Here is a 21,334-nt window from a genome sequence, read left to right as displayed (position 1 = left end):
GGGTGCGCTCGTTCTCCCAAACCTCATCACAATCCACGTCTAAGGTCTCTCTGAGCAGGTTGGCGAGTTGCATAGGCACTTCTCGCCACCACCTGCTCATTCCTCAAACCCTCATCTAGACAGTGCCTCCAAGATGGACTGTTTCAGCTGAACGTCCGCGCTGTGTTCCTCGATTCGGTCTTCGACCCTGTACTCGATGTTTTTGGGGTCGTCAGTGTTTCGCAGATCGCTCTTCTGTAGGAGATTGTTGGTATTGCTCAGCTGTCGCTGTGGAATCGAAGAGAGCAAGGACACCGCGTCAGCGGTGTCCGTTAGGCACGATTCCGCTAGATGTGTTTGGCTCGGAATCGGTCGCAGCAAACCTGTTGGCGCAGGTTCGCTGGCGTAAGGTGTTACTTGCCCTCGCTGCCGTTGTTGACCGTCAGGTCAGAACGGCAGCTATGGGCACTTCCAGCGCTATCTCTGTAAGAATTGCGACCGCACGTTCAACGACAAGACTGGTACGATCTTCGCCCATTCGAAAGTCGCACTCAGGAAGTGGCTGTTCTCGATTTACGCGTTTCTCCGGTTTAACACGAGTCTTCGCCAACTTCAGCTAGAGATCGATGTCCAGTACAAAACGATCTACCAGCGCGTCGAGCGCTTCACGAAGGCGCTACGCGCCGTCACTCGACCTTTTCGGGCCGGTCGAAATCGACGAGGTCTACGTCTCTGCAGAGCTGAAAGGCCGCGAGCGCGAGGATCGTACGACCAGGACAAACCGCCGGTGTTCACGATCGTCGATCGTGGCACCGGCGATCGGTACGTGATCCCAGCGAAATCAGCCGATGAATCGACGATTCGGCTCCTTCTCGCGGTTTGCGAGAAGGAGCCACTGACCGTCTACACTAACAGATTTCGTGCCTACGATCCGCTGGCTGAGGACGACGCATTCGACCGCGAATACGCCGACGAAGACGTTCACGTCAACACCTGCGAGAGCCACGGATCGCTGCTGCGACCGTGGCTCTCGCCTCATCGAGGCATCTCAAAAGACAAGCTCACACAGTATCTCCGAGCGTTTCAACTTCGACGAAAGCTATTCAGAAACCAGGGAGAGAAGCGCTCAAACAGCTGTCAAAGCGACGGTGTGAAATCAACACAGTGCTACACAAAGCGTTCGCGGATTGTATGGTGCGATTGGCACGACTCCTGCGGCCAGTAGGTGGTCGTGCCAATCAAGGATGTCGTAGGCGCTGTCTCCAAGCATCCAGATAGGTTTCTTGACGGCGAGCGCGTCACACGTGACGCGCTCGCTGTCTCCTTCGAGGCCTGCTTCGTCTGCGTAAACTCCGCTGCGATCGGAATCTTTGGCCCCGCCGAAACGATCGTGAGGCCGAACCCGTAGTAGTACTCTTCGGCCGTTGGATCGTAGTTCCACGACGCGTCATCGTTCCACGCGAGGGCTTCGAGATCAGTCGAATCGATTCGGAAGGTAGAGTCGAGCAGGCCGCGGGCAGCGGCCTGCTCGACGAGGCGGCTGAAGACGTTGTCAACGACGAGTCCGAGATTGGTGAGGAAGCGATCGACCGCGTCTCTCGACGGGGGTCGATCGAAGCCACAGCTGAGCCAGACGGCGGTATTCTGGAGTTCACGGGTGACAGGACGAGGGCCGTAGATCCCCTTGTAGTAGCAGTGAAGAAAGCCTTTGAACAGTTCTGGCGGATGATGGTCTCGTGTTCGCCCCCGACGAGCGGGGGCGAACACGTCATACTCGCTGAGAAAGTCAAAGTCGAGGTGCTCGAAGAGCGGCAGCGTCTCGACCGCCACGAGATTAAAGAACTCGTCTATCCAAGGCTCATCTTCAGGGTTTGAGTGCTGCTGGACACGGCTTCTCAACCCTGCCCTTTCGTGTGTGACGTATTCTATGACACCCTCTTATCCTAGCAGTCCGTGGGTCAGACTGTCCCAAAAGGCCATTCTGATGCTTTACTTGACTCAAGAGGACGCCATGTCGCTGGCTTGCCCCCCTCTGTTTGCCTGCCGATAACGGAAGCTTTTATTCGTAGTATTGCCATGATCCTACATGGCACAGAAACAAATTACTGCACATCAAGTGAAGTACTAACTATGTTACGACACCAATACCCAGATATGCCTGTTGTCAGCGGCTTTCAGTTATTCCACTCGCAGAAAGACAAACAGTACATAGATGATCACCGGCATCTTGTTGGAACATGTCCCTCAATCATAACCTGCGCACTCAACGCTACTGCAAAGTACCTAGAGCGGTGTTTCGATGTTACTGATCACGATCTTAAATTCCTACGAGAGGTATGCCACACCACGGATGGCGAATATAATATCGCCGTTAACGAAAACAGCAAGCTGCTCAACCAGGCACGTTCGACAGATGGTAATACCTTTCTGCCTGCCGTCGAGTCTGATTACCATCCTGTGAAAGCGTACTACGAGTGCTGGCGGTTCGCATTGGGGATGAGGAAGTATGAGTGAATACAGTCAGACCAACGCAGATGTCGAAACAGCGATGATAACAAGAGATCACAAGTCGAGCGGGATGGACCCGACCGTCATGCTACCACCGCAACCGGATCGCCGCTGGACGATCGCCAAACAGCTTGGCCTCAACACAGCCGTCGTCCGGTTCTGGAATGTCGAGAAGTGGTGGGAATACGAGACGCTAATGTGCATAACGTCGCGGTTCACCGATCACGGCTTCTCACTGAACGTCGTCGAGGACCGACCGCCAATGGAGAAGACCGTCCTCGGAGAAGATGGGCGTGATGAGGAGATCACAACGGTTAAACGACTGCTCCGAAATATGGGCCGACTTGGCATTGACACCTACTGCTGGGTCTGGACCGAGAATCCGCTAGGCGTCATCCGAACTTCCGACTCGCTCCCCGGTCGCGGCGACTCGCAGCGCATCGGCTATAACCACGAATGGATGGAGCGCGCCCCAGACCACAAAGCTGCAGATATTACCGAAGCAGAACTGTGGAAGAACCTCCAGTACTTTCTTGACGAGATCGTCCCAGTTGCAGAAGAGGTGGGCGTAAACCTCGCACTCCACCCTGATGACCCGCCGACCTCACCTGTCCGAGGAATCCCTCGTATTGTGAAATCCGTTGATGACTACCGACGCATTCTTGACATGTACGACAGTCCACGTCATGGCTTGACCTTCTGCCAAGGAAATTTCGCCGCAATGGGTGCAAACATTCCAGAGACGATTCAGGAATTCGGCGGTCGAATCCACTTCGTTCACTTTCGCGATGTCGAGGGTGACAGCCGGAATTTCGTCGAAACATGGCACGACGAGGGGCCAACTGATATGAAGGCTGCCATTGAAGCCTACAAAAATATCGGATTTGATGGACCCATTCGTCCTGATCACGTGCCGCGAATGATCGGTGAATCAGATCGTGAAGAGGCGATGTCCGGGTACACTGATATGGGTCGGCTATTCGCCATTGGATATATGAAAGGATTAATAGAATAACATCATCAAACCAAACAACACAACAATGACTATTTCCACTATTGCAGTGACAGGTGGTAACGGTAAGATTGGTTTGGCCATCCTCGAACACCTCGCTGACCACGGCTATGAGACTGCGAACATCTCCCGCGGTAAGTGCAGGGAGGAGATCTCCGATACGTATGTCACGACAGATCTTCTCGATGCCGGCGAGACATACGGTGCCATCGCGAAGACCGATGCCGACGCCGTAATTCACATGGGTACAATCCCAGATCCATACAGTAACCCCGACTATCGGGTCTATGAGAGTAACGTCATGGCCGCAAAGTACGTCCTCGAAGCTGCAGATGCCCTAGGACTTGAGTCTGTTTGCCTCCCCTCCAGCATCAATGCCATTGGGAGCGAGCACCAGGAACGAAACACTGACATACGGTGGCTTCCAGTTGATGAAAGCCATCCACGAACACCAGATGATTCGTATGGCATTGCCAAATATGCTATGGAGGTGACGGCAGACGGAGTTGGCAGGCGGCCATCTACCAACCTCACTATCGCCTCGCTGCGGTACCCGTGGGTAATGACTGATGAGGAAATGTGCGAGTACCTCGTCGAAGCAGATCGATCGCTGGATCGACTCGCAGACGTTCACCCGTCGACCGGACGAGAAGTGCTATTCTCGTATCTCGCTGTCGACGACGCTGCTACTATCGCGCGCAAAGCCGTTGAAGCTGATTTCAATGGTCACGAAGTATTCTGGGCTGTCGCCGGCGACACCACCGCTGCAGCACCAACCGCTAACCTTGCCGCAGAATACTATCCATCTGCTGAGGCCCACAAGGAGTTCCACGGCCATGAAGCGCTTATCGATCTCTCAAAAGCATCAAAAGTGCTTAACTGGGAGCCACAACACAGCTGGCGGGATTTGTAAACGTCACCGATGACTGCTAAAACTAATCTTGCTATCGCTGGCACGTACACCAGAGAAAGCGGTGAGGGACTCGTCGGTCTCTCAGTAATAAAATCACTGCTCGATCGCTTTACCTAATCAATCAACGAATGGTGCAACCAGATGATAAGGCAGATTAGCGTGGTACCCTCCACTGTTTCCGGAGCTCTTGATGATCACTAGTTTCGAGGACCCACACACCACCGTTTCCGGAGCTATCTGCGAAACAAGAGGAAGCTTTATGAGAGACGCCACCGATAAATTCATTCTATATGATATTTATATCCTCAAACTAAACAGATATTCTCTACCTGATTTCATAGCCCAAACACATACATATATTCCAATAACATTAACAACTTAATTCTTTTCTTTAGAGTAGGTTTTCTCAGAAGTGACTTAGACGAATTTGTATAGCTTCGGAAATAGTGGAGAGGGAGTGCGATAAAAGAAGCGAAACTTCAGAATCAGTGATGTGGTTATTCATTAGATCATATCCAGCTTCGGACCCTCCGAAAGCTAAGGAAGCGGTGGCTTTATGCTATTCTGCTGTGTGTCGTTCTGGCATGGGGATGTTCCAACGAGAACGTCAGGTGTTCGCCAACGCCGAACCTCTTGACGACTCGTATGAGCCCGAGGATATCCGTGAACGAGATAAGGAGCTGAAGAAATATCAACGAGCACTTCAACCAATCATCGATAATCGGCCGACGTCGAATATTTTTTTATACGGAAAAACAGGTACGGGAAAGACAGTCGCGACGAAATTCATGTTGTCACATCTGGAGAATGATGCCGCTGAGTACGACGACATCGATTTTTCGACTGTCTGGGTTCGTTGTGAGAATCTCACTTCGTCCTACCAAGTCGCCATTGCCCTCGTCAACGAACTCCGCGAAAATCAAGGTGGAGACCGTATCAGCACCACCGGCTACTCCCAGCAACGAGTATTCGATATTCTCTACGAGGAACTCAATGCACTCGGTGGTACTGTCGTGATCGTTCTCGACGAAATCGATAATATAGGTCATTCCGATGATATTCTCTATGGACTTCCCCGAGCACGGTCAAACGGTTACGTTGACGATGTCCGCCCGGTGATTGTTGGCATCAGCAACGACTTCCAGTTTCGGGACAATCTCTCGCCGAAAGTCAAGGATACGCTCGCCGAAAAAGAGATCCTCTTTCCGCCGTACGATGCGAACCAACTTCGCTCGATTCTTGAACCACGCGCGGATAAGGCGTTTCACGATGGTGTCTTGAACAGGGACGTCGTACCGCTTTGTGCAGCATTTGCCGCCCAAGATTCGGGATCAGCCCGACAAGCAATCCGATTACTTCGCGAAGCCGGTGAACTTGCACAATCTGCCGATTCCAACACCATAACCGAAGAACATGTCCGTGATGCTCAAGACGAACTTGAAAAGAATCAACTTTACGAAGGAATGCAAGAGCTCACAACTCAGGGACACGCTGTTCTCTGTGCGCTTGCTTATTATCAATCACTCAACAAAGTTCCCGTCCGCTCTCGAGACCTCTACGAACAATACGTTAAAATCTGTGACCGGCTTGACGCAGATAGCGTAAGCGAACGGCGTGTTCGAGACCATCTCTCCGATATGAATATGCTTGGACTTATAACGGTCTATGAACAAAACGAAGGTCTCGCAGCTGGACGATATCACGAGTACGAGCTTGACATCCCCCTGCAAGCAGTTCTTGAGGTTCTTCTCTCGACAACCCGTTTCGAAGAACTCGCCAACATCATTCAGTCGACAGCCGATAATCACCACCAATCAGGAATCTCAAGATATTGAATACTAAGTGCAGAAAGCTTCGGAAACAATGGAGGGTGTGTGCCGACGACCTCACGGAGATGAAGTCATCGCGATTGGCTAGGTCTGGGACAGACGATATCTGAAAATACAACGATCTATCCAAAACAATAGAATTGTTTCAATTTCCTTAGATTGATTTGTAATTGATATTTTGCGTGAATGGTAGTGGTATACTCTTCGAGTCGAGAGAAAAGACACGTCGAGTCACATTGGTCAGATAATTCGACTAGGGAGACGCTCGAAATGACAAAGGTCGTCGATACAGGAACGCAATCTGTGCTCAATCTTTACTGCTCAACGCCGTTAGATGAAAGTGATGCGAATCTCTGTGAGCAGATCGCCCACTGGAACGTGGCCAATCTACGGTCATTAGCTGTGGTGAGGGCATGATGAGCAACAACTCCGCGAACGGCTTCCTGAATTCGACATTCACTTGCTAATCAAACACCGGACCTTCAATTCCATGAAATTACCCTGCTGTGTGTCGTCTAGAACATCAAGTATCGTTTGAGGACCTCGGAGTTTGACAGGAGGAAAATCTTCCTTGCGCTCATTTTCTGTAGATGTCCAATAATTGTTCTTCCGAAACGGTTATAATTCCGTATACATGAAATAACAAGTACAGATGCCCTAGAGAGACACAACCATGGATAATCTCACAGGGTTTCAACGAGACCTATTGTACGTCATCGCTGGAGATAATCGTCCCTCTGGTCAAGATGTCAAAGACGAAGTTGAACAGTATTATAGTTCAGAAATTAATCACGGTCGGCTATATCCAAACTTAGATACTATCGTGAATAGGGAGCTAGTCGAAAAAGGCCAGTTAGATCGTCGAACTAACTATTATGATATCACTGATGACGGACTTGAGGCTATTGAACGTCGTCGAGAATGGGAGCGTCAGTATATGGATTCTTAAAATTCGTCGTGTTGGCGAAGTACTTCGGAGAGGGTGCAGCGATGACACTCGGACATCTCAAGGTGTAATAATGTGTCATCACACAGGAGACGTGCTGGTCAAGCAACCGTCAAACGGAACCACGTTTCCAAACTGCTCGAAGGAGCTATCTATGACGTTAATCGTGCCGTCCAGAGCAAGATTACGAGTGGATAACTGCCAATAACGAGAAAGTCTCAGGAGAGCAAGTTGCATAGGTCTACGCTTACGATGCGGTCAAAGCGCACACACCGTCCTATTATAGGACACGATCTGTTTGGATACTGAGAGCAATTTTTGGTTGAAGGAGTCCTCACGGACATGTGACGGGAACCTGCCGAGATCGAAAAATAGGGTTCCCAATCTCCGACTTTAACCAACAAGTAACGGATATAGTACGACTTGTTGGTTAAGCTATGATCTTGCCCAAGACGAGAACCCCCACACCCCGTGTGCGAGATGAAATCGAGAGAATGGTAGGAGGTGGTGGTCAAGGATAGCAGCCGAGAAACAGTCGAAGCGGATGATTTCATGAGAGATAGAGTCTGAGGAGAGGAAACAAAAATGATCCATACAGAAGAAAATCTTTATATGTTATGGCTGTTAACCCAACCCGTACTAGACCTAGAAGAACCTGAAGAAGAATAATTTGTTATGTGACAGAGTTCAGTTCTTTCACATTTTATTTATCTCATCCTTTGTGCTGTTCTCCTGTATTTGTGTCTTCTCGAGCTTCTCCCGTCTATTTCACTATTCTTTCTTGATCTTCCTCTCCCACTCTCTCAATGAATTCATCTCGCACACGGGGTGTGGGGGTATCTGACCCTATCTTCTGTACCCAGTGTGATTTGTTAGCGGTAATTGAGGGCGCTAAGCCACCTTACTCGGCGAGCGAAGCGAGCAGGGAGGGATTTCATCTCGCACACGGAGGGTGCCTTTTGGAATTGATTTTGCCCACGGCCAATCATTTTTTCTAACCCCCCACCGTGAAAACGTCTCTATTTGCTGAATTCAGCTAATTTAATCTCGCACACGGTACCCATATCTATTTATGGCTTCAATGTTATTCCGCAGATATGGCTGACGGCAACGATCAACAATCCCTCTCACAATCTATCAAAGGTCGTCTTCAAGAGGGTGCTCAGAATTCTGTCTTCCAGGACAAGGGACTTCTCGACCCTGACGCCGTCATTGACGAGGACAGAATCGTCGGTCGCGATGACCAATTGGACGATATCATCACCTACCTTCGACCGGCACTCCAGGGAAACCGTCCTCCTAACATGCTCCTTTACGGCCCGTCGGGCACCGGGAAATCGCTCATCATCAACGCGGTCTGCCAGCAGGTGCTCGAACTCGCGAACTCACAAGGTGGCCGCTTCGGTGTCATCAAAATCAATTGCCAGACAATCAAGTCTCACGATCGGGCAGTCTATCGATTGGCAAAGAACGCATCCGACGAAGCTGGCGTCGACGTCGGCATTCCTCAGAGTGGCATCTCCACAGATCAGAAGCTCAATCGTTTCTACGAGATTTTGAGCAACCACTTTGATTCGGTCATCATCATTCTCGACGAGGTTGACCTATTAGTCGGCCGCCAGCGGGATCCGAACGACGAACCGGCATATTCGAAACTCCTCTACCAACTATCCCGTGCTTCACAACTCGGGCGCATTGAGGGGCACGTTTCTGTCGCTGCACTCACGAACGACCCTCGGTTTATGGAGGATCTCGACGGGCGAGCTGAGAGTTCGTTCAACCCGCAAGACATCGTCTTTCCGGACTACGACGCGAATCAACTGCAGTCAATTCTCGAGCGGCGTCGCGACGCGTATCAAGACGATGTCCTCGAGGACGGTATTATTCCGCTCAGTGCCGCATTTGCCGCCCAGGATCATGGCGATGCCCGAAAGGCAATCGATCTGTTCAGAAAGGCTGGTGAGATCGCGGATCGGGTAGGTGAAGACACGATTCGTGAAGAGCACGTTCGCGACGCTCAGAAGGAGGCCGAACGCGACCGGACGTTAACCCAGATGCAGGGTCTGTCGACGCAGAAGAAGCTCTCACTCTACGCCACTGCAATTGTGCCTGTCCATTCCAAGCGTAATTTGAACGCCGTTCCCAGTACGGTTGCATACCGCGTATATCAGTATCTCACCGAGTTGCTGGATGCGGATGAAAAGTCACGAGACTCCTATTTACGGTATATGAGCGAGGCAGAGACCTACAACTTCGTTATGTCGGAAAAACGAGGGCGTGGCTACGGAAGCGGTGTTCACAAGGAGTATACTTTCGTTGACGATCCGGAAGTAGTCGCTGAGACGCTTCAGACCGATATTCGACTCGAAGAGGCAGAACACAATGAGGATCTGATCCGGTCAGTCGTCAATGCGCAGATAGAGGATTTCTTTGAGGGGAACTAACGCGAATATCGCTTGACGCCGCCGACGCAATTCATTTCGCACACGGGGTGTGGCCACAGCTGAAGAGTAGTCGATTTCGCTAGGTGTGTCTGACAATGGTTCGCAAAATTTCATTTCGCACACGGGGTGTCGATCCGTTCAATCTGTCAGCTAATTCACTTTGCACACGGTGTGTTCTGATGCTGTGACCGAATTCATCTCGCACACGGGGGGTGCTGGCTTGATAGCTCTCGACCAATTCATTTCGCACACGGGGTGTGGCGCCTCTATTCACGTTAGTTCTCCATCCTACTCGTCGGGATTGACTGGCCCTTTATATTTGGACTTGATTTTGTCTCCCTCCCGCCACTGCCAGTAATAGTAGCGATTGTCGTTGATTTCCTTGATCGTGATCGTGGCCTTTGATGGGACGTCGTCCGGGAGATCGTCAGGTCGATCTTCGATTTCGTTTCCATTTGACTTCTTCTCGAGTCGAACTTCACGCTCTTTGTACTCCGCTAGCTCTTCGACGTAACGAGCAACGTGTTGGAGGCGTTCTGGACCGAATTCGTTAAGGGTGTTGACCAAATCCGTGGGGAGGTCTGTCGGTGGGATCGGTGGTTCGTAGGACATGGTCATCGACTCATGTTAACCAACACGGATCGTCACCCCATAGTTTTGTTGGTTAAGATACTGGGATAGGTATGATCTCGAAAGTGCGTGGCGGGTTCGTGGTTCGTCGGTTTCAGTCCTATGAAGCCACTTGTCACTGGTGACGAATCCGTGTCTGTGTAAGCGCGGGTAATGTCACACGGGTAGCTACGGTTCCATTCGTTCGTGTCCGTCTGGTTAGGATGGTAGTCTCGGTGGCACTCGCTTTGGAGTGACTGATCTGTATCGACTGACATACAAACTTATTGTCTAGTAATTCAACCCGCTATGCATCGTGTCATTCAGGCAGTCGAAACCGATCGATCGGCTGTATCAGGAGGTTGCCGACTACGACCTCGTGATCGTTCCCGACTCACCGCTCGCGGACGCCCTCAATCGGCGCCTCGAGCGTCCACATTTTGGCCCGTTCGGGATCACACCGCGACGACTCGCAACACGACGACGAGAAACTGCGGAGGACCGAACCGCGTTTCTCGAGGTGATCGACGAGACCGATTTGAGCTGGAAGCAGATCGCCCACACGGTGGGAAACGTACTCCAGTGTTGGGAGTACGAAGGAACCGCCGACGGAATTTTCGAGTACGAGGCGTTCGATACGCCGGCGACGCGGACGGTCGTCGATATCATTGACTCGCTGCAGACGTCCTCGCGTCTCTTGGCGGATTACGAGATTGAAGTCGGTTCTAACGAGTCGATCGCGGTCGTCGGCGAACGCCAACTGACGAACCTCGAGCACTCGATTCTTCCCGCGGAGTACGATTCAATCGACCGATTCGACGACACCAGCTTCGAAATGCCGCCGTTCAGAATCTTCGAGTCACCGGCGGCCATTGTCGACGCGGTACTCGATACCGTAACGCGTGAAAACGCAACTGACATCGCGATCGTGCTCGACGCTGGGAGCGAGTACTCGCCACTCGTCGAATCGGCACTCGAGACGGCAGCAATTCCATACTACGGCGGTCCTGGCTTCATGGACGATCGCGACCACCGCGCGTTCGTCCAGTTGCTCCGCTGTACGACCGCTGGCTCCGATACTCGTATCCGGTCCGTGAAGCCCTTGCTCACGTGTCTCGGTGCGACGGTATCCGTCGACCACAACGAGAAGCGTCTCTCCGACGTCGACGACTCGGAGGTCGACTGGTTACAGGAGTTCACCAGTCGGGCGAATGCGCTCACGTTTGCGCAGGCGTTGAACGCGTACGAAGATCGAACGGGACGAACACTCGAGGCGTTTCGCGACGAACTCGAGAAACTGGCCTTGCTCGAAGAATCGATCACCCCGAAGGCGATCGATCAACTCACGTTGCTCTGTTGAACGCAAGACGGCAGCAGTATTGAATTTCTGATATTCTGGTTACTAGAGTTAGGACTCCTGAACCGCCGGTTTTGAGATCTGGATGATGTCGAAGGAGTACAGTTCGTTGATTCTACAACCATCAGAATTAGGTCACTTTGTGAGAATCCGTACGTGGATGACGGCGATGTCTCTGGTGGATACGTCCAGAGAAAGAGAGCAGGCGGCGAGCCCTAACTCGCCGCCTGCGAGAGGTTATGCACGATACACTTGCGCGTGAGCTCTCGGAACTGGCCGTGCCAACTCCGAGAGCGTAACTTCTCACCGTCATCCTTCAGCAGTGAGAACACAGTCTCACTCAGTGTCCGCTGATGGTACAGTTCCTCGTCCATCCGAGCGTTATGTGCTTTCTTCAACGCATTGTGCTCCTTGTGCTTGATTAGCGGTCGTGTCGCGCCAGCGCGACACTCCTCTCTGAGATCCGACCATGAATAGTTCGCATCTGCAAGGAACTCTTGCAGGTCTTCGGCGTTGCGCCGATAGACCTGCAAGCCAACGTGTCCGTCCCACTTGCGCTTCGTCGTGAAATGGACGTCTTTAATCGCCAGTGAGTCTGTATCGACCAAAATCGTCGTCTTCAGCTTGTGGAACGAGAACCCAGCACGATTTCGGTAGTGATAGCTTGTCTGATCACGCTGGAAGCCGCTGGCGTCAATTGCTGCTGTTCCCGACCAGCCAGCCTGCTCCGCACTGCGGCGGAGCAGGCTGCGGAGTTCACGCATGTCGAACTGTTGCTCCCATCGACAGAGCGTCGTGTGATCCGGCGATTTGTCGATGTTAAGCTCTTCTCGAATAGCTCTGGAGTCGTTGAACCATGCTTCAGTCTCGCGGAAATCTTTGTCGAGTTCCGCATGCAAGAGAATCAACGCAATCTGAGCCCACTCGGCGAACCCGCTGGCGCCGTCCGGCGCAGCGGGTTCGTCAGGATCATCCACGTGCTGTTTGGCAAGATTCTTACACTGCCGTATGGTCGGTCGTTTCGACCTCATATCGCCAGACGGCGTCCAATTCCCCACAAATCTCACGGAAATCAGCCGAGAACAAAGCTGAAACTGGTGCTATTTGACGTTGCAACAGAGCAATTCAAGTTGAAGAGACGGGAAGTAAAGAAGACATATCTGGTATAGAGAAATTGGTGGAAGTTCCCGGCGTTATAGGAGCCGGTGGAGAACGAGACCCGACCGCCATCTTGGAAGAAATGACAGTGAATTTTGAAAAGAGACCACTAATAATGGACGATTCAATTGAGTACCTGCAGGAAAACGCTGCGGAGTTCATCGTAGAAAAGCTTCCCGATGGAAGCGTGAATTTGGACAGAGCAGCTATTGAGGCCGAATATTCTGGGAACAGCCCACTCGATGTCGATACATGGGAAACAATATGGGCTGAGATCTCACAACCGTACGAAGAGCCCATATACAAAGACCGACTCATCTACGCAGTCCACTCTTCACAACAGTTCACCAGGAATAAAATTGAGGACGCTATCCATATCGGGATCACCTCTGAAACACTGATCGAAGGTGGCGGGGAAGGTGATGCTACAGTCCGGCTCCCTGGCCCTCGTAGTAACTTTGAAGATCATCTCAGTGAGACCGATATCGACCACTTTCAATCTTTCCAAACGTGGAAGGATTTCTGGGAAGAGAACCAATTCAAATCGAATAATGGAGAGCCAGATCCTGTTAAGGAGTGGGTCCTTGTGGAGGCCATTACTCATCGGGAGAACTTTGGAAAGGACTCGAAAGGATTTGCTGCTATAGGGGCAGGGATTGAAGTCGGGGTTCTCAAAGAGGACGGCAAAAGCATCACTTTGGGTTCAAACAGATTGCCGAAATACTGGCGTTCGGTATTAGAGGAAGGGAGATACGGAAAGAACAGTCAGGTCCCTCTCGCAGAACTGACCGTCATCCAGGAGTACATCCACGATATTTCCAAGGAGAAAGCCCACAATACGATTGATTTAGGGATCAAAGACGGGCTTATCTATCACAATGAGCAAAACACAGTCTCCTTCAGAGACCCACAAACCGATGATATCGATGAAATAAGCGATGCTGCCTTCAGTGACGGGAGATATCCAGCGGGGGAGAGTAACGACGGTAATCCCGATGATGAACCAGGAGATGACGAGTCTGTCAACACTCCCCACTAAATTCGAGAGCGAGCCAACATCCAAAGAAGGAGACAACAGTGGATCGTCCTCGGAGGAGTCCCCTTCAAGTGAGGAAAATGAACTAGGGTCATCTGAGAGTGGATATGACGCACAGAAAGTCAACAAGGGTGGTTCCGAGCAGGCAGGAACCGATAGCACTGATGATCCAGCATCCACACACGCGGCCGTAGAAGCACCTACGCGAGAAATTGAGGAAGGCGAGGAATTTGATCAAGACAAAAACTTCATGTCGCCGACGGGCACTGACCGGTGCCGACGCCCGCAGTGTGATTTTGACCGGTTCACGGTCAACCACCCTACCCGAGGGTATCACCAAGATTCCACTTACCAACCGGACTGACGGCGACGTCGTAGCCCAGCCGCTCAAGCAACTGGGCCAGTAGCTCGCATCGGTCACCATTGTGATGGTCCGTTGGTCTTGTCCCACTCGTGGATTTCATGGTGTTCGAGGCGCTCGAGGTGGCATTTCTTGAGTAATCCCTTGACCGACTCGTGCGACCGACGATTGATCGCGTGGGACTCGGCATCGACTTCAATCGCGGCGATCTCCCTCGCCCGCTCATCGAAGCCGGTCGGTAGGCCACTGGGTGTGGGTTCGAGGTCGTCGAGACACCGGATCAGGATGCAACGTCGTCTCGGTGCAGGAGATCAAGGACGACTGCGAGGTCCTCGTTGACGTACTGGTCGTCAGGAGTTCGGTCATCGCGGTCGTAGTAGACGTACCCCTTCCGTATCAGTCGCTCTTCGTGACGGTTACTGACCCGAATCTCGCGGGGTCCATCAGTACTCACATAGACCGACTTCGACTGAAGATCCGGCAGGGACTGTCTCGAGAACGGTGCGATTCGTCTGTCGTTGGTAACTATCTGCCATCAGTTTACTCCGAGATCTCCCCTCCACCGAGTGCCGCCGACCACGACTGGCCGGCTGGATCTGGAGAAGAACCCTTGCCAAACAGGCCTGAACAATGAAGCCGACAGATGTTCGGGGTCAATCGCCGATTCCGTCCCAAATTCCCAACCTCTCGAGAGGTCGACACTGATCCAACCACTCTCTCAAAGCTATCCCCACCGGGGACTGCAGGGGGTTGTTTTCCAGTCGGTTTTTCCAAATCCATCTCAGGCACCCCTGCCAAGAGGGTAAATAGGGTCTTCTCTAGTACGCCGAGTAATATACACACCAAATATACACTGGCCATCAAGTAAATATACGAACACGAGAAGGGTATACACACCTCGCGCACACCAAATATCATGCTCGATGAGATTGACGACCCACGGCGGCAGGCGGAGAAGATGGCCAACTGGCACACTGGAACGATAGAAGTTCTCGGGTTGTTGAGACTCTTTCTCGACTCCGATAAGACGGAGGATTACGTCACCCGCACCGATGTTGTCAACCAGTACAACTCCATCTACTCCTCGCAGATCGAGGAGGGCGAAGTTGCCGAGATGACTCGGTCACGAGCGAAGACCCGCCTCGAGTTATTGGTTGACCAAGGGTACGCAACACGGACCCAGCGGGCCGGTGATAGAGCCTACATCTACCGCCTTGATCTTGAGGAACGATGGCGGGATCACGTTGCCAGAGGAGTTGCGGAGGCGATGCGGCTGGCCGAGAACCCGATCGCTGCCGATCCGTTCGTGTTTTACACGCTCGTTCAGGCAGGGGCGTATAACGAACTGAAGCAGTCGACAGAGGCGAACACGGACTCCCTCCTCGATTTGGGAAACGAATACGAGGAGCTCCTCGAACGCGTCGAAAAACTCGAGGAGTTTGCCCAGGAGCAAGCATCGAAGGGCTACTGACAGCAGTTTGCGTTTGTCACTATGGATCCTGGATGAAGTCGTGGCGGGTCTATCCCCTCGTCGGGACACCGTCAACGAACTGCTCGCCGGCACGAACGGGCCGAACTATTAACCAACGATTACACTCAATGTTGGTTAATATGCCGCTCTTCTATGGAACTATGGAATTCCCCCTACCACGGGGTGAGTATACCGCATACTGTATCAACACGGAGATCTGCTCGCTCTTGCCATTCGGAAGAGAGTGGGAGACCACGACAGCGAAGATGTTAGGAGTCTGTAGAGAGGGTGAGGAAGAAACACGAAGAGAGAACTCATATCCTGCATACGAACCGTGTTTGTAGGCGTAGTCTTCGGCCATTCTGTATCTAAGTGGTTGCCAGTTCAAATATCGCCATAGGAGCGTGCTCAAATGGCATGGGCGCTTGCAAAAGAGGGATTGTCTGCTACGTTGTCGGCTCGTTACAGACATCTCACAGTTCTCAGTTCAATACGGGTGGTAGCTCGGCTCGATATCCCCGGTTAGTACGCTGCTCTCGAAGGCGTCGCTTTCGCTGCTCTCGAAGTCGATAATCCGATAGACTGCATCACTGCTCCAGTCACACTGATCGCTCGTACACACCGCGCTTGCCAGGGCTCCGTTCTCTGTATCTATATGGACGTTTTGGAGATCGAGTTGCTCGCTACAGAGTGGGCACGCTGCCGGAACTGGCGCATAACGGTAACTTGTACTCACGTCGCCGTCACCTTTTTCAGCGTCGATGCCACGAAGCCCTTCGACGAGATGGCCGACTCGTGAACGGAACTCGGTGAGAAGTGCGTTACGGGCTTGCTCGTCGACGGGGAGTCCAGCGCTATCGAGAGTGATCGCTATTGATACGCTGTCTTCTCGTTGATTTCTTTCATTTGGTTCGCCTCTGGGGGTATGTTCAATTCCCCCACACTCCCTCTCGGGGGTCGAAAGACTATCCTCAGCTGTTATCCCCCCGGCGTTACTGGTCGGCTTGATTCTCGAGAACAGCGACGATATCGGAGAGATCGAAGAGGCGGAGGTCATCACGCTCATCTGCGGCTTCCTCGACCGAGCGTTTGAACCCAGATCGACTGAATAAGGCGAATTCATACGTCGGCTTACCACCTGTGGTCGGTGTCCAGTCGATGTGCTCCACGTCGTCTTCGAGACCCGAAAGCACATCATAGCCGAGGGGAGCGCCTGTGAATTTCGCCTCGCCAGTGATAAGCGTCGATTCGTTGGTCGGTGCGACGACGTCTATCTCTCGGCCCTTGTACCACCACTGGCTCGGCACCTGCGTGAGCTGGTAGTCTGCATAGAGTGCCGGCATCGCCTGGTGACAGAGCGATTCGAACGTTTCGCTGACGAATTCGGACAATTCCGGTTCGATGAGATCCGCGTAGGCGTTCTCGCCGTAGAGTTCGTACTGCCCCCCGCGGCCGTAGAGATACCGGAAGTAAAACCGGAATACGGGATCCCGAATGTGGTACCGAGTCCGCTTGCTGCGCGCCGGATCGGCGAGTGCCGGATGGTGTTTCTCGATGATCTGGAGCGTTTCGAGCCGGTCGAAGTAGTACGACGTGTTGGTGCTCTCGATGCCGGCTCCCTGTGCAATCTCGTTTCGACTGCGGTTCCCGCTGGCCATCGATTCCAGCACGGAGAAATACGTGTTCACCTCGTTGAGCTCCATCTGGAGGACGGTTTCAGGCTCGTCGTGGAGTGGGCCATCCGGGTCGAACAGCAGTCCCGTGATGTTCTCTCCGAGGCTCTGTGATGGATCGAGCGGGCTAAGATACCGGGGTGTGCCGCCGAAGACGCCATAGACGAACACCCGTTCTTCGGGATCGTACGTCGGCACGAACTCTTGGATGGAGCGAAACGGCAGCTGGGCGAGTTCGAGGCGGCCATTTGGTGTCTGTGACACGCGGCCGTAGAGTGGCGCACCGCCATCGAGGACGTGGGTATGAATCATGCCGATTGCAGAGCCTGTGAGTACGAGCGTTGCCTGACTCTCGTCGACAGCCGTATCCCACAGGTGTTGAATTACTGATGGAAGCCCCTCGTTCGATTCGATGAGGTACGGAAATTCGTCGATGACGATGATTGCGTCTCTGTCGGTGAGGTACGTTAAGAGCGGTTCCCATTCCTCTTTGACGGCCGTGATGTCTGGATAGGTCGTCGCTGCTGCCTCGACGAACCGCCTGAGCTGTGTCGTCGCTGTTCCTTGGACTGCCTGATAGTACACGGCATCGTCGCGGTCGGCAATTGATTGTCGGACGAGTTCGCTCTTGCCGATCTGCCGGCGTCCATAGAGGATTGCGAGTTCTGCAGCATCACTCTCGTAGAGGGTCTGCAACCGATCGAGTTCCTCGATACGATTGACGAACTGGTCCATACCCTCAGTCGTTGTGGGAGATACATATATGCTCCGGAGTTAGGATTCAGACTATAATAGTTTGGACTATAATAGTCCAATCTCTAATACTGTGGGTTAATCATTCGGTCTTTATACGTGGGAGTCACAGACGATGGAAGCCGTAATTCTTGGCCGAACACTCAACCCCAAACCGCTAATACAATCTCCTAATGAGCACCGAGGCTAATGGGGACGGATCTACCAGTTACCAGTCGACGATTACGCGCACCGACGAAGGCGATTGGTGGGTGACTAGAGACGAAGAGACGGGCGTCACCAGTCAGGGCAAAGCCCGAACCGAAGCACTCGAGAACCTTGACGAGGCGGTCGCTGGCTATCACGGTGAGGGGAAGGAACCCACCGACGACGACCTTCGCGAGCTTGGGATCGATCCGGATGCAAACGTCTCCGTCGAGTCGCTCCCGGAAGAGTTCGAATAGGCTCTTGCGGTAAGATGTCGCGACGAACATATTCTGGTGACGACGTGATGACGGTCTTGATGAACCATCCCGTTCTATCTCGACCGGATAAACGGTGATCACTTCATTCTGCGATGGGAGCCTGACGAGCTTTCGACAGGGACACTCAAGTCTATCGGCGATCAGGCGGGGATGAAGGACTGTCAGCGGTTCCTGGACTGGCCCGATCTGAATCTGTGACCAGTAGTCTCCACTTCTCAGAACAATCAACTCACCACAGTTTCAAGTTTCTGAAACAAATTGAAGCAGATATCCAAGACTACCGTCTTCCCGTAGATCCAAAGACAACCGCCTGTTGATAGCTCTATACCGGTATCAATTCCACTATACAATCAACTCAAGGGGAAGAAAATTGGGAGAACGAATCCCTGCTATAGCACTACTTTGTGGCCAGAGGAACTTAAAGGGCGAGCGGCTGGGGCGAGTATAGAGGGGTTCGTAAACGTCAGGTTCCGAGAATTCGGTCACCTCACGGGCCTTATACAATTTTCGCGTGTGTGTCCTCGGGCTTGATCGCACGATTGGTCCTACATTCTCGAGCGTCTCGAGAGCCTTATCTTCGTTCTTCTCTGAGTGATCCTAATGTGTCGTCCGGTGGACGGAGCCATAGGGTCGGCTGACAGGGCGGTCGTGGTGGAGTTGTCTCAAGCGAACGCCGGTAACGTCCTGTTGTATCCCAAACTCGTATTCTTCCTTGATATCTTGACCGGACGGTTGATCAGCACCTGCGATCACGTACAACAGGTCGCGTTGGAACCCGGTGAGGTCGTTCATCCTGCGAGAGACTTCAACGATGCTGTATTTGACGTTTCAGTCTCGATTACGTTTCTGTCTAAGAATCTCCGTCGCAGGAGTGTCAGTTTTTGATGCACGTCGGGTAGCAAATCCGCGCATTTCACTCGGCGATCGAACCCGCTCAACGACTACTTCTCCGGCGTCAGTTTCCCGGAACACCACTTTCCCTGGTGTGTCAATTCCGAGCTTTTTACGAAATTGCTCGGGGATCGTGACTTGCCCGTGTTTTGTAATTGAAACAACTTCCTTTTTTGTGTCCTGTGAAGGTCCTGAGTTACTCATCGGTCATAGAGATGTTACCTTCATAGGAGAGCTTTTCCCTCGTTAAAGTCTCTTGCATGAAATCAGACATCGTCACACACTGACACTCTATTTATACGTACGATCGGCAGCAGTGACGTTCTGGTTATCTGCTTCAAAGCCGTTGGCGGAACGACACCGCCGTTCAGCTTCCGGCTCACGACGAATGAATATCGCCAGGTCAAGGCGTTCGTTCGACTCCTGTCCGGTTGTTGTACGTCTCGTCCAAGATGGATTTTTCAGCTGAACGTCCTCACTGTGTTCCTCGATTCGGCCTTCGCCCCTGTACTCGGATGTCTTTCGGGTCGTCAGTGTTTCGCGGATTGTATGGGGCGATTGGCACGGCCGCTGCGATCAGCAGGTGGGATATTTGCTGGTCTCCGATACGACCTGTTCTCTCGTTTGAAACGTCCCGCTCTCGCGGTCGACTAGGTGTGTCGACGGCTGAATCGTCTGAAAGACGCTACCATCTTTCGTAATTTTGAGGAATCCCCCTCGTTCTCTTACAGTACCTTGACCTCACGTCTCTCGACCTTGTACGCGAGATACTATCACAGACTTTTCGACCAGTTATCGAATAGGTTCGATGTTTCACTGTGGTAGACAAGAACAAGGATTGCACGGCAATACCATCACTACATTGCGGTACCGGCGGATCAAACGAGTCTCAGATCTCACAGAGAGGAAGTGGTCTTGAGACCGGCTGTCAGCTGGTGCTGCGTCTGAACCCCTGTATGGAACCGCTGGACGATCTCGGACTGGTGCTCCGGACATGCCATCGGGATGATAACCCCCTCCTGAATCTGGACCAGAGGATGCGGCGAATTGTACGGGGCGAGACGGCAACCAGGACACGGTAATCCACCGGCCGGTCGATGATGCAGCAGATCAGCTGTATCCGTGGATGTTAATCCACAGACCGACGAGAACTGCTCGAGATGCTCGTCACAGCTGATGACAGGGATCGTAAGTTGGTCCAGGAGGAGAAATGATACCTCTTGTTGTCCATCAGACTGAACGGCAGATTTGCACGCATCACATCCGATCCCCGACAGCGGCTGCTGGACATCTGGTGCTGCCATCGTGTATTCGCGGGCCGCCACACAGGTAAGTTATGGGGTGCACACCCCCAACCGACGGTAGAGGCAGATCCCACGGATCCAGACGAGTCCTCTAACAAACTTCCAACGGGAGCAGAACTCAACATGAGTGCCTTTCTCCGGCCTTGTGCGACACAAGCGCCCATACCGGGCGATTACAGACGACGAGGAACGGCTCCGATCTGCCTACCGGTTACACCAGTATCACGAGACTGCAGACGAGCAGTACGGTGAGGAAGGTCTCGAAGAGCTACAGACCAACGAGATGGAGAAAGTGCAGTGACCGCATTCGAAGAGCTGGAACGTGGTGACATCGTCTGGGGGACCGATCCGCTCTCTGAGAAAGGCGCCCACTGCTCGTTTTGGGGACACCGCAGTTTCCTACCCACGGCTTACAACTCATAGGGATCAGCAGAGATACTCATAGATCCTCGGTGAGTGCAGCGTTGGGAGTTTACTCGTGAGATACGCTTTCAGTTCGGAGAGTGTTCGATAGAGTTTGTTGGCACGTCCCTCGTTCACTTGACGCCAGCACTGTTCGAGTGGGTTCATTTCCGGTGCGTACGAGGGGAGGTATTCAAGAAGCAGGCCAGCTTTCGCGGCCTGCT

Annotated in this window: 18 protein-coding genes and 6 pseudogenes; 13 read left to right on the top strand and 11 right to left on the bottom strand. The window is 52.5% G+C overall.

All coding sequences use genetic code 11. The features are described 5' to 3' along the window. Positions 1 to 73 (bottom strand): annotated as a pseudogene (locus EA472_RS21030) (IS6 family transposase); the annotation flags it as partial. Between the two features lie 432 nt (positions 74 to 505). Here EA472_RS21030 and EA472_RS21020 point away from each other — a divergent pair. Then, positions 506 to 1,204 carry an IS1595 family transposase gene (locus EA472_RS21020; protein ID WP_394341362.1) on the top strand — a complete coding sequence of 233 codons (699 nt, stop codon included), beginning with the start codon at positions 506 to 508 and terminating at the stop codon, positions 1,202 to 1,204. On the opposite strand, the pseudogene EA472_RS21015 reads toward EA472_RS21020, so the two are convergent. Continuing rightward, positions 1,160 to 1,841: pseudogene (locus tag EA472_RS21015) on the bottom strand (transposase); the annotation flags it as partial. The gene EA472_RS21020 and the pseudogene EA472_RS21015 sit on opposite strands and share 45 nt — an antisense overlap. A 268-nt stretch (positions 1,842 to 2,109) precedes the next feature. Here EA472_RS21015 and EA472_RS21010 point away from each other — a divergent pair. The 6 genes from EA472_RS21010 (at position 2,110) to EA472_RS20985 (ending at position 9,631) form a co-directional block, all read left to right on the top strand. Further along, the gene (locus EA472_RS21010; RefSeq protein WP_124193445.1) at positions 2,110 to 2,493 is read left to right on the top strand and encodes a hypothetical protein; all 384 of its coding nucleotides are present in this window, start codon (positions 2,110 to 2,112) and stop codon (positions 2,491 to 2,493) included. Positions 2,494 to 2,557: 64 nt separating this feature from the next. Further along, positions 2,558 to 3,502, top strand: a complete 945-nt coding sequence (locus tag EA472_RS21005) for a mannonate dehydratase (protein WP_207891199.1) — start codon at positions 2,558 to 2,560, stop codon at positions 3,500 to 3,502. A 25-nt stretch (positions 3,503 to 3,527) separates the two neighbouring features. Then, positions 3,528 to 4,412 carry an NAD-dependent epimerase/dehydratase family protein gene (locus EA472_RS21000; protein ID WP_124193444.1) on the top strand — a complete coding sequence of 295 codons (885 nt, stop codon included), beginning with the start codon at positions 3,528 to 3,530 and terminating at the stop codon, positions 4,410 to 4,412. A gap of 584 nt (positions 4,413 to 4,996) precedes the next feature. Next, on the top strand, positions 4,997 to 6,247 hold the full coding sequence (locus tag EA472_RS20995; protein WP_124193443.1) for a Cdc6/Cdc18 family protein: 1,251 nt from the start codon (positions 4,997 to 4,999) through the stop codon (positions 6,245 to 6,247). Positions 6,248 to 6,914: 667 nt separating this feature from the next. Beyond that, positions 6,915 to 7,190 carry a PadR family transcriptional regulator gene (locus tag EA472_RS20990; RefSeq protein WP_124193442.1) on the top strand — a complete coding sequence of 92 codons (276 nt, stop codon included), beginning with the start codon at positions 6,915 to 6,917 and terminating at the stop codon, positions 7,188 to 7,190. A 1,094-nt stretch (positions 7,191 to 8,284) separates the two neighbouring features. Then, entirely contained in the window at positions 8,285 to 9,631 is a 1,347-nt protein-coding gene (locus EA472_RS20985) for an orc1/cdc6 family replication initiation protein (RefSeq protein ID WP_124193441.1), read from the top strand. Positions 9,632 to 9,919: 288 nt separating this feature from the next. On the opposite strand, the gene EA472_RS20980 is transcribed toward EA472_RS20985, so the two are convergent. Then, on the bottom strand, positions 9,920 to 10,243 hold the full coding sequence (locus EA472_RS20980) for a hypothetical protein (protein ID WP_124193440.1): 324 nt from the start codon (positions 10,241 to 10,243) through the stop codon (positions 9,920 to 9,922). A gap of 313 nt (positions 10,244 to 10,556) precedes the next feature. Between EA472_RS20980 and EA472_RS20975 the strand changes: the two genes are divergently transcribed. After that, positions 10,557 to 11,600, top strand: coding sequence for a hypothetical protein (locus EA472_RS20975; protein ID WP_243637926.1), 1,044 nt, complete (start codon positions 10,557 to 10,559; stop codon positions 11,598 to 11,600). 212 nt (positions 11,601 to 11,812) lie between these two features. On the opposite strand, the gene EA472_RS20970 is transcribed toward EA472_RS20975, so the two are convergent. Beyond that, entirely contained in the window at positions 11,813 to 12,628 is an 816-nt protein-coding gene (locus tag EA472_RS20970; RefSeq protein WP_124193439.1) for an IS5 family transposase, read from the bottom strand. A gap of 146 nt (positions 12,629 to 12,774) precedes the next feature. On the opposite strand from EA472_RS20970, the gene EA472_RS20965 reads away from it, so the two are divergent. After that, entirely contained in the window at positions 12,775 to 13,794 is a 1,020-nt protein-coding gene (locus EA472_RS20965; protein ID WP_124193438.1) for a hypothetical protein, read from the top strand. A gap of 638 nt (positions 13,795 to 14,432) precedes the next feature. Here the strand turns inward: EA472_RS20965 and EA472_RS22700 are convergent. Continuing rightward, complete coding sequence (locus EA472_RS22700; RefSeq protein WP_165874956.1) at positions 14,433 to 14,606, bottom strand: hypothetical protein; 174 nt, start codon at positions 14,604 to 14,606, stop codon at positions 14,433 to 14,435. Between the two features lie 462 nt (positions 14,607 to 15,068). On the opposite strand from EA472_RS22700, the gene EA472_RS20960 reads away from it, so the two are divergent. Beyond that, a complete protein-coding gene (locus EA472_RS20960; protein ID WP_124193437.1) occupies positions 15,069 to 15,623 on the top strand; it encodes a hypothetical protein in 555 nt (184 codons plus the stop codon). Positions 15,624 to 16,110: 487 nt separating this feature from the next. Here EA472_RS20960 and EA472_RS20955 read toward each other — a convergent pair whose 3' ends face one another. Together EA472_RS20955 and EA472_RS20950 are read right to left on the bottom strand one after the other, a co-directional pair. After that, complete coding sequence (locus EA472_RS20955) at positions 16,111 to 16,689, bottom strand: hypothetical protein (protein WP_243637925.1); 579 nt, start codon at positions 16,687 to 16,689, stop codon at positions 16,111 to 16,113. Then, complete coding sequence (locus EA472_RS20950) at positions 16,616 to 18,031, bottom strand: ATP-binding protein (RefSeq protein ID WP_124193436.1); 1,416 nt, start codon at positions 18,029 to 18,031, stop codon at positions 16,616 to 16,618. Before EA472_RS20950 ends, EA472_RS20955 begins: the two co-directional genes overlap by 74 nt. 191 nt (positions 18,032 to 18,222) lie before the next feature. Here EA472_RS20950 and EA472_RS20945 point away from each other — a divergent pair, with 191 nt between their 5' ends. After that, positions 18,223 to 18,492, top strand: coding sequence for a type II toxin-antitoxin system HicB family antitoxin (locus EA472_RS20945; protein ID WP_394341360.1), 270 nt, complete (start codon positions 18,223 to 18,225; stop codon positions 18,490 to 18,492). A 684-nt stretch (positions 18,493 to 19,176) separates the two neighbouring features. On the opposite strand, the pseudogene EA472_RS20935 reads toward EA472_RS20945, so the two are convergent. The 3 genes and pseudogenes from EA472_RS20935 to EA472_RS20925 form a co-directional block, all read right to left on the bottom strand. After that, positions 19,177 to 19,305: pseudogene (locus EA472_RS20935) on the bottom strand (PadR family transcriptional regulator); the annotation flags it as partial. Between the two features lie 36 nt (positions 19,306 to 19,341). After that, positions 19,342 to 19,608, bottom strand: coding sequence for an AbrB/MazE/SpoVT family DNA-binding domain-containing protein (locus EA472_RS23295; RefSeq protein WP_124193435.1), 267 nt, complete (start codon positions 19,606 to 19,608; stop codon positions 19,342 to 19,344). A gap of 205 nt (positions 19,609 to 19,813) precedes the next feature. Further along, positions 19,814 to 19,990: pseudogene (locus EA472_RS20925) on the bottom strand (IS5/IS1182 family transposase); the annotation flags it as partial. 857 nt (positions 19,991 to 20,847) lie between these two features. Here EA472_RS20925 and EA472_RS23350 point away from each other — a divergent pair. Further along, positions 20,848 to 21,009 (top strand): annotated as a pseudogene (locus EA472_RS23350) (MarR family transcriptional regulator); the annotation flags it as partial. After that, a pseudogene (locus tag EA472_RS23480) lies at positions 21,006 to 21,136 on the top strand (PemK-like protein); the annotation flags it as partial. The pseudogenes EA472_RS23350 and EA472_RS23480, both read left to right, overlap by 4 nt. On the opposite strand, the gene EA472_RS20905 reads toward EA472_RS23480, so the two are convergent. Further along, positions 21,135 to 21,278 (bottom strand): hypothetical protein, encoded by a 144-nt coding sequence (locus EA472_RS20905; protein WP_394341361.1) that lies wholly within the window; start codon positions 21,276 to 21,278, stop codon positions 21,135 to 21,137. The pseudogene EA472_RS23480 and the gene EA472_RS20905 overlap by 2 nt on opposite strands. Positions 21,279 to 21,334: the final 56 nt, after the last annotated feature.

This window comes from Natrarchaeobius oligotrophus (assembly GCF_003841465.1).
GTDB lineage: Archaea > Halobacteriota > Halobacteria > Halobacteriales > Natrialbaceae > Natrarchaeobius > Natrarchaeobius oligotrophus.
This window is presented reverse-complemented; position numbering and strand designations above follow the sequence as displayed.

Coding starts and splice junctions, on each gene's coding strand:
- EA472_RS21010 (WP_124193445.1), top strand. CDS start 2,110: ATGTTACGACACCAATACCCAGATATGCCTGTTGTCAGCGGCTTTCAG.
- EA472_RS21005 (WP_207891199.1), top strand. CDS start 2,558: ATGGACCCGACCGTCATGCTACCACCGCAACCGGATCGCCGCTGGACG.
- EA472_RS21000 (WP_124193444.1), top strand. CDS start 3,528: ATGACTATTTCCACTATTGCAGTGACAGGTGGTAACGGTAAGATTGGT.
- EA472_RS20995 (WP_124193443.1), top strand. CDS start 4,997: ATGGGGATGTTCCAACGAGAACGTCAGGTGTTCGCCAACGCCGAACCT.
- EA472_RS20990 (WP_124193442.1), top strand. CDS start 6,915: ATGGATAATCTCACAGGGTTTCAACGAGACCTATTGTACGTCATCGCT.
- EA472_RS20985 (WP_124193441.1), top strand. CDS start 8,285: ATGGCTGACGGCAACGATCAACAATCCCTCTCACAATCTATCAAAGGT.
- EA472_RS20980 (WP_124193440.1), bottom strand. CDS start 10,243: ATGTCCTACGAACCACCGATCCCACCGACAGACCTCCCCACGGATTTG.
- EA472_RS20970 (WP_124193439.1), bottom strand. CDS start 12,628: ATGAGGTCGAAACGACCGACCATACGGCAGTGTAAGAATCTTGCCAAA.
- EA472_RS20960 (WP_124193437.1), top strand. CDS start 15,069: ATGCTCGATGAGATTGACGACCCACGGCGGCAGGCGGAGAAGATGGCC.
- EA472_RS20955 (WP_243637925.1), bottom strand. CDS start 16,689: ATGAGCGTGATGACCTCCGCCTCTTCGATCTCTCCGATATCGTCGCTG.
- EA472_RS20950 (WP_124193436.1), bottom strand. CDS start 18,031: ATGGACCAGTTCGTCAATCGTATCGAGGAACTCGATCGGTTGCAGACC.
- EA472_RS20945 (WP_394341360.1), top strand. CDS start 18,223: ATGAGCACCGAGGCTAATGGGGACGGATCTACCAGTTACCAGTCGACG.
- EA472_RS23295 (WP_124193435.1), bottom strand. CDS start 19,608: ATGAGTAACTCAGGACCTTCACAGGACACAAAAAAGGAAGTTGTTTCA.
- EA472_RS20905 (WP_394341361.1), bottom strand. CDS start 21,278: ATGAACCCACTCGAACAGTGCTGGCGTCAAGTGAACGAGGGACGTGCC.